The organism is Actinoplanes sp. NPDC026623, from assembly GCF_040638275.1.
GTDB lineage: Bacteria > Actinomycetota > Actinomycetes > Mycobacteriales > Micromonosporaceae > Actinoplanes.
On the sequence record NZ_JBEZXZ010000322.1, the window covers coordinates 1 to 6,024 of the forward strand.

The following is a 6,024-nucleotide window of genomic DNA, read 5'->3' on the forward strand; positions in this document are numbered from 1 at the left end:
CGTTCGTCATCAGTGAGCACGATCGGCACTGCTGTCGGCAATGGCATGCAACCACCGTACCCACTGACAACGATTTAAAGACTCAGGACACTAGCACCAGGTGGTCACGGTGATCTGGGCGGCGATACCCGTCGATGTCGCGGCGGCGCGTAGCGCCCGTTACTCGCCGCGGGCTTTGCGGGTGCTCTTAGCGTTGGCCTTCTGGATCGCGTCGGCCAACTGGTCTTTGGTCATCCGGCTGCGCCCGGTGATCTCCAGCTTCTTCGCCTGATCCATCAAATGCTGCTTGCTGGCGTTCGCATCGACTCCGCCGGCGGTCTCCGCCTTCGTGTCGCGGCCGCCCGCTGCCTTGGCGTCACTCGGCCCCTTCTTCTCCTTGGGCTCCCAGTGATCACCGCTCTTCTCGAACGAGTGCTTCAAAGACGCGAACGCCGTACGGTGGGCACGTTCACCCTCGCCGTACTCCTCAACCGCATGATCGTGTGTTTTGGCGTAGGTTTCCTGCGCCTTCTTCGGTGAGCGCTTCAACGTGCTGGGCATGTCGTCCTTGGCCGGCATGATGACCTCCTCGAAGTGTCCGACCTGCGATGCGTGCCCGTTCCTTAGCGAGGTCAAACAACGCTGAGATCGATCCTGGGATAACGTGTTGCCCGGTTCTTGAGGAATCGAGCGACCGTGTCCAGGGACAACGGTCTCGGCATGGCATGCCGGTGCGGGATCGCGCGTAAGGCCCGCTGGAAGCCGAAAGAAGGTCTGCGGTCTCTGGGATACCGGCGCGGCGACACCCCGGCGAACGCCCCGGCCTTCCTGGCTCGGCCGAAGACTTCGCGCCACTGGTCGGTGGTCGCCATCCCGACGGAGTCGACGCCGTGGCCGACAGCCCCAGATGGATCCAGTCGTAGGGCTCGGTGCCGTCAGCAGTACGTTGTCTTTCAGGAAATCATCGCGGCGGCCAGATAATCCGCCGCACGCCGGTATCTGTTAAGGACAGCGGTGTCTGCGGCGTTGCTGGCCGATGTCGTCATGCGACTCCCGCCCACCGTGAATCGGACAACTTGCGCTACCCGCGGCTGTGGCGGTGAAACATTTGTTCGCTTTTGGAGGTGTCCAGGGCAGGCTCCGCAGTGGGACGGGCGGATCAGTTCGGGAGCGTCGGTGTCCGGCGGCAACACCGGACCCGGCACGAGGTGGGGACCCGGCCGCCATCATGCGCACCGACCCCGCGTCTTCGCCGGAATCATCGACATCGGCAACGCGCTCGCCATCATCGCCGCCCCGCGAGCGGCTGCGATTCCTGTTGATCAACCGCGTTGCCACCCGGCCGTTCCGCAAAGCCATACAACGACAATGAGGGAATCCCATGCACATCGACAAAGCTGAAATCATCGCAGTCCTGCGCTCCAGAGGACTGAACGCCAGGGCCGACTGGGTGGACCGGGAGCTGCCCGGGCTCGTCGACACGCACAAGAACGCCGCCCTGCTCCACACGCTCGGCGTCGACCCCGCCGCCATCTCACCCGCCCAAGTCGCCTCGCAACCGGGCTGAGCCGTACCTGGGAATGCGCGGTGGGCGGGCTGGGCCCGAATCTGCGCCCCCGGACCTCAGCCCCCGCTGATCTGGGACGCGCCCGCTCAGACCGGCCAGAAGCGGTCGACCGGCCGGCCTAGCAGGCCCGCCAGTTCGAGCTCAGCACGGCCGGGTTGCGGCTCACGTTCGACGTGCCGCCCCATGGTCCGGCGCGCGTCCACGATGCGCCGGTCCAGGATGCGCCTGATCCACTGCGTAACGTCGGATTCCGCGCCGCTGCGGCAGCCCGCGAGCCACCACACCTCGACGTAGGTGGCCGCGAGAATCGGGACCCGCTGCTCGGGATCCGCAAGGCGCGCCGTCAGTTCGGCACCGATGGCCCCGGCCGTGCGATCGAAGAGCACGGCGAATGCATCCCGGCTGCCCCGCGAGATCGCCTCCATGACCGACGACTCGACGGTCTCGTGGGCCGGCGGACGAGCACCGGCGACAGCCCCGGAAGGTGTCTTCCGGGGAGCTGCGTTGCGGATGACGATTCGCATGGGCGCTCCAGGGCGGTGGTTTGAAGGGCTGCCGCCTGGGTCTGGAGCGACCTGCTCGGTGCTGTCGAGGCGGGTGTAATGCTACGGCTTATCAGGGCGCGGAGGCCATCGCGCTCCCCCGACTGGGTGACTCGCCATCCGGCGGTTTCCGCGGGGCCGCGGGCGGGGCCGCGTGATGATCTGCCCTTCAGATCGTCCGCGTGTCCGGTCCCGGTCGTGGGAGGCGTTCGGTGCCCTCAACGAGGGCCCGGGCCAGGTCGGACAGGCGCCGGTTGCGGGTGCGGGCGCTGGACCGCAGGATCGTGAACGCCTCCCCGACGTTGACCTGCAGCCGCTCCGCCAGCAGACCCTTCGCCTGCTCGATCAGGACTCGGCTGTTCAGCGCGGCCTGCAGTTGCTCGCTGAGGACATCTCTGCGCCGGATGGCACGCTGCTGCATCAGCCCGACGGTGGCGATGTCGGCCAGCGCCTGTCCCACGCGCAACCGCTCCGAGTCGAGTGCCCCCGGTGCCACGCCGAAGAGGTTCAGCGCGCCGATCACATCCGTACGCAGACGCATGGGCAACGCGTGCACGGAGGCGAAACCGGCCGAGGCGGCCGCCTCGGTGAACCGGGGCCACCGCCCCGCACGGCTGAGGTCGTCGACGGAGACGGCCGTACCCGTGCGGAAGCAGTCCAGGCAGGGACCTTCGGCGGCCTGCACCTGGAACAGCTCCAGTAGCCGAGTCCGTTCAGACGATGCCGCCACCACCTGCAGAACGCCCTCAGCATCGGTGAGCAGCAACCCCGCCGTGTCGACCTCGAGCAACTGCACGCAACGCTCGGTCAAGGTATGCAGAAAGTCGATCAAGTCGAAGTCGTCGACCAGGGTATCGGCCATCTCGATGAACACGTCTGACAGCAGGGGCCGGGTCATGTCAGTCACCCTTCCTCGGGATCGCGATGGAAACGGAGCCGGCGGGCCACTACGTCGGCGGCGACGTCGCGAAGACGCCTGTCATGGGCGTACGCGTAGGCGCGGAGCCGGACCAACGCCACCGCCGCGCTGACCCCGGCCTGTATGACAAGCATCCCGGTGGCCTGGTGAACCTCGGGATGCTGCAGGCTGGCGCCCTCCGGCCGCCGCCCTTCCCCGTGGTTCGTCTCGTCCAGCAGGAGCGCGCAGGCCGTGTCCGCCAGTAACAACGAGTCGGCGAGTTGGTCGCGATCCAGTACGCCGGCCCGAGACCGGTAGAGGTCCATGACGCCGAGCCGGATACTGCCGACCTGCAACGGCAGAGCGAATGCGGCGCGAACATCCTGAGCCACGGCGGCCGGAGCGAAGACGGGCCAACGGGCTCGGCAATACAGGTCGGTCAGGTCGGCGCCGAGGGCCGGCCAACCGGCCAGCGCGTCAACCCCCGGCCCTTCACCCAGCGTGGTGGTCAGTTCCTCGAGATCGGCGGCCAGCCGCCCGCTCGCGTATACGTTCTCGCGAGGCGAATCGGCAAGGACCAGCGTGACGGCCACCGCGTCCACCCCGGCGACCGTCAGGACGACGGCACCGACGTGGCCGGCCGTGGCCGGGACACCGTGGGCCCGCTCGACCACCAGGTTCCACAGCCGCATCCTGCGATCGGCGCTCGCGACCATGGGAGCCCTCCGGCTTCGCGTCGCCCAGCCTGCGGGCATCAGGGCGTGCTCCCGGGGTCAGCGACGACGCGAGAGGTGGCGCAGCTCAGCGATCCGGGCCGTGCCGACCGCCATGGGCAGCGAAGCAGCCCGGACCGCGGCGATGGTGGCCGGTATATCGGCGAGCCTACTCCTGTTGACACCCCCCGGACGGGGCTCGTCTGGGCGCACGGCGACGGAGCCGTCACTGTTCAGACATTGACGGTGGCGTACTGTGAGCCGCGCAGGCTGGTCGACGATCGTCAAACCAGCCGGCTTCTCGAGCACTCCGACGTGCGCGGCCCTGGACCCGGCCCGTTCGCGGTCTTCGCTTCTGATCTGCTGCTATCCGCGTGCGAGCCGGCGCCGCCGCTCGGACACGGGCTGCGGCTGCCCTAGCAGAAAGCAGACCCATGGCCATCAGGTACGGGCTACTCAGCACGCATCCACCGACCCGTTGCGGACTCGCCACCTTCAATGCCGCGCTCGCCGACAGTCTCACCACGAGCGGTGCCCGCACCGCCATCATCCGGGTCGCCGGGGACGGCGACGACGAAATCCCCGACCACACGACAGACGTGGCCCATACCTGGCCGGTACGCCAGGCCGACGGGTGGCGCGACGCAGCCGACGCCCTCAACACCTTCGACGTCGCGATGATCCAGCACGAGTACGGCATCTACCCGGGCGCCGACGGCGCGGACGTTCTTCGGCTGATGCGCCGGCTGCTCGTGCCCTCCATAGTGGTCCTGCACACGGTGCTGAGCCGTCCGACGCCACGGCAGAGATCGGTGCTGGAGCAGGTGGTGGCGACCGCCGGCGCCGTGGTCACCATGACCGGCACGGCTCGCGACCGCCTCGTCGCCGGCTACGGCGTGGAGCCGGCCAAGGTCACGGTCATCCCGCACGGTGCCGCCGATCTCTCCACTGTCCCGGTGATCCGCCGTCCCCGGCCGCACCTGCTCACCTGGGGTCTGCTCGGTCCCGGCAAGGGTATCGAGTGGGCGATCCGCGCTGTGGCCCAGCTTCGTAGCCTGGACCCGGTCTACACCGTCGCCGGGCGGACCCACCCCAAGGTGATCGAGCGGCACGGTGAGGTATACCGCTCCGGGTTACACCGGCTCAGCGCGGAACTGGGTACGTCACACGCCGTCGACTTTCAGAACATCTACCACGACCGGGCGGCGCTCGGCGCGCTGATTCGCTCTGCCGACCTGATCGTCCTGCCGTACGACTCCGTCGAACAAGTGACCTCCGGCGTGCTCGTCGAGGCGGTCGCCGCGGGCGTTCCGGTGGTCGCGACCGCGTTCCCGCACGCCGTCGAACTCCTCACGAACGGACCGGGCCTGGTCGTCCCGCACCGCAACCCGCGGGCGTTGGCCGGCGCCATCCGGCGCGTCATCACCAAACCGCAGGTACTCGCCGACCGCATTCGCCGGCCCGACGGCGCCGTTCTCGGATGGCCCGCCGTCGCCGCGCGCTACGCGACCCTCGCGGACCGGCTCCTCGCCGCCGGAACCAGGACCGTCATCGGATCGGCGGCATGACCACGCTCGTCGGCGTGCCATCTCTTCAGTTACAAGCACCGACCCCCACCTTCGCTCATCTCTCCCGGCTGACCGACGACACCGGCCTGCTCGAACACGCTCGGCATGCGGTCGCCCGGCGTGGCCACGGTTACTGCACCGACGACATCGCCCGTGGCCTGGTCGTCACCTGTCGCGAGCCCGAGGCCGATCCGGAGGTGCTCCGGCTGGCCGAGGTGTACCTGACCTTTCTGACGCATGCCCAGGGTGACGACGGCGCCTTCCACAACCGGCTGGGGTACGACCGGCGCTGGACCGACCACCCGTCGACGGGTGACTGGTGGGGGCGCGCATTGTGGGGGCTGGGCACGGCCGCCGCCCGGAGCCCGGCATCCTGGATCCGCGACGAGGCCCTCCACGCGTTCACCACCGGCGCCGCGCTCCGGGCACCCTCTACGCATTCCATGACCTTCGCCGGGCTCGGCGCCGCCGAGGTGCTGCGCGCCCATCCGGATCACGCCCGCGCGGCGGATCTGCTTGCCGACGCCGCCACCGCCGTCGGCTGGCCCGATTCCGACCCGTCGTGGTCATGGCCCCAGCCGCAGCTGACCTACGCCAGCGCCGCGCTCGCCGAGGTCCTCATCGCCGCGGGTCACCTGCAGAGCGATATCGCGCTGCGGGCCGCCGGACTGCGGATGCTGAGCTGGCTGCGCGACGTCCAACTCGTCGACGGCCGGCTGTCCGCACTGCCTGCGTGCGGCTGGCGACGAGGCGCCCC

The 6,024-nt window shown here is 69.0% G+C and carries 7 protein-coding genes; 3 read left to right on the plus strand and 4 right to left on the minus strand.

Going from position 1 to position 6,024, the window contains the following annotated elements; translation table 11 throughout:
* Positions 1 to 159: 159 nt before the first annotated feature.
* The gene (locus AB0F10_RS43520) at positions 160 to 558 is read right to left on the minus strand and encodes a ChaB family protein (protein ID WP_360639941.1); all 399 of its coding nucleotides are present in this window, start codon (positions 556 to 558) and stop codon (positions 160 to 162) included.
* Positions 559 to 1,360: 802 nt separating this feature from the next.
* Between AB0F10_RS43520 and AB0F10_RS43525 the strand changes: the two genes are divergently transcribed.
* Positions 1,361 to 1,546, plus strand: a complete 186-nt coding sequence (locus AB0F10_RS43525) for a hypothetical protein (protein WP_360639944.1) — start codon at positions 1,361 to 1,363, stop codon at positions 1,544 to 1,546.
* A gap of 86 nt (positions 1,547 to 1,632) precedes the next feature.
* On the opposite strand, the gene AB0F10_RS43530 is transcribed toward AB0F10_RS43525, so the two are convergent.
* The 3 genes from AB0F10_RS43530 to AB0F10_RS43540 all read right to left on the minus strand — a co-directional run bounded on the left by AB0F10_RS43530 (position 1,633) and on the right by AB0F10_RS43540 (position 3,702).
* On the minus strand, positions 1,633 to 1,971 hold the full coding sequence (locus AB0F10_RS43530; RefSeq protein WP_360639947.1) for a hypothetical protein: 339 nt from the start codon (positions 1,969 to 1,971) through the stop codon (positions 1,633 to 1,635).
* A 286-nt stretch (positions 1,972 to 2,257) separates the two neighbouring features.
* A complete protein-coding gene (locus AB0F10_RS43535; RefSeq protein ID WP_360639949.1) occupies positions 2,258 to 2,986 on the minus strand; it encodes a GAF and ANTAR domain-containing protein in 729 nt (242 codons plus the stop codon).
* 5 nt (positions 2,987 to 2,991) lie between these two features.
* Positions 2,992 to 3,702 carry an ANTAR domain-containing protein gene (locus AB0F10_RS43540; RefSeq protein WP_360639952.1) on the minus strand — a complete coding sequence of 237 codons (711 nt, stop codon included), beginning with the start codon at positions 3,700 to 3,702 and terminating at the stop codon, positions 2,992 to 2,994.
* A 431-nt stretch (positions 3,703 to 4,133) separates the two neighbouring features.
* Between AB0F10_RS43540 and AB0F10_RS43545 the strand changes: the two genes are divergently transcribed.
* Together AB0F10_RS43545 and AB0F10_RS43550 are read left to right on the plus strand one after the other, a co-directional pair.
* A complete protein-coding gene (locus AB0F10_RS43545; RefSeq protein ID WP_360639955.1) occupies positions 4,134 to 5,267 on the plus strand; it encodes a glycosyltransferase in 1,134 nt (377 codons plus the stop codon).
* Positions 5,264 to 6,024, plus strand: a 761-nt coding sequence (locus AB0F10_RS43550) for a glycosyltransferase (protein WP_360639958.1), incomplete at its 3' end; no start/stop codon positions are given. The genes AB0F10_RS43545 and AB0F10_RS43550, both read left to right, overlap by 4 nt.